1 protein-coding gene and 1 pseudogene are annotated in these 1283 nt (G+C 66.2%); both read right to left on the minus strand.

The features are described 5' to 3' along the window. Positions 1–214, minus strand: a pseudogene (locus tag IEZ06_RS35790) (CHAP domain-containing protein); the annotation flags it as partial. A gap of 743 nt (positions 215–957) precedes the next feature. Next, positions 958–1283: class I SAM-dependent methyltransferase (locus tag IEZ06_RS35795; protein ID WP_189241105.1), on the minus strand; the 326-nt coding region annotated here is incomplete at its 5' end.

The following is a 1283-nucleotide window of genomic DNA, read 5'->3' on the forward strand; positions in this document are numbered from 1 at the left end:
TGGTGCCGCCGCCGGCGGCGTTCTCGGTGATACCGATCTGCGCCTCAGCAATCTTCAGCAGCGCCTGCGCCGTTCCCGGGCGCGGGTTCTGAGCCGAGGACGAAGGGTGGGCGTGAGCGGCGCCATTGATTGCCAAGGCCGCTCCGGCCGCGAGGCTCAAGCCTGCGGCGACGGCCAGGAGACGGGCACGGGTGGAACGCATGGTGAAAGTCATGGAGAAAGAGATCCTTCATCAGACAGCAGGACATCCCTTGGCCGAAGGGCGGTGATGCTCGGGGCTGAAGGCCGACCCGGCCGTGGAAGCGGCCGTCTTTCTCCATGCAGCCAGTGCGGCGTAGCGGGAAGAGTGCACAACAGGTGCCGAATAGTTGCAAAGAGTGATTGATTCGCTACCAACGGGAAGCGCGTCTTGGTCAAGCCGGTTCGGACGCTCGACCCGCATGCTCGCAGGGACGGGCATCCTGTCGTGTCGGTTCTCCCTGGGTGAGGACAGACCGACGCAGCAACGGCTTGGCGCCGTACCGGCAGGACGATCTGGCCGCCGCCTCATCACGGCTCATGGCCACGGCCGGCTGGCTCACGTGTGATCGGCTTGCCGATTGCCTCTATGGGGGAGGTCAGGCCGGGCGCCCGCGCTTACCACGCTGGTGCGCGCCTGACGCCCTGAGGTGATACTGAAGGGAGCGCATCCTCGAAGCGGTGTTGGGCTTGCGGGGCCTTGTCATCGCCGGCGCGGCAGTTCAGGGCCCGGCGGCGGCCTGAATCTGGGCGTCCTGCGGCGTCTTCCCGCGCGAAACGTCGACGCAGGCGACAAGGCACTCAACATCGCGCAGCAGGAGAAGGGGCCCATGCCCGGCTGGAGATCCGGTGCATCCGGTGAGGGAAGCCGGTGGTGAACCGATCCAGTGACCGGCAGGGGAGCCGGTTCCTTCGAAAAGCGCGGCTCAGCCGTGCTGGTTAAGCGGCGTCCCGCAGGAACGCGTGCTCATAGAGGGCGACGGTGTAGGAACGCCCCTGGAAGTCGTTGGTGAACTCCTTCACCGGGCGCAGTTCCGGACGTGAGTTGAAGTAGCGATGAAGCAGCCGGGCCTGCGGCCGCGAGTGGACGAGCACCAGCAGCCCGCCGGGTTCGACCAGCGAGGCGATCCGCTGCGCGACGTGCTCCAGGCGGGTGGACCGACCGAGGTAGTAGAGCACCTCGGAGCAGAAGACGAGGTCGAAACCCTCTCTGTCAGACTGCTGTGAGACAGGGGATGCATGAGTCCTCCTGATGTTGAGCAGGG

The organism is Planomonospora antibiotica, assembly GCF_014647955.1.
GTDB lineage: Bacteria > Actinomycetota > Actinomycetes > Streptosporangiales > Streptosporangiaceae > Planomonospora > Planomonospora parontospora.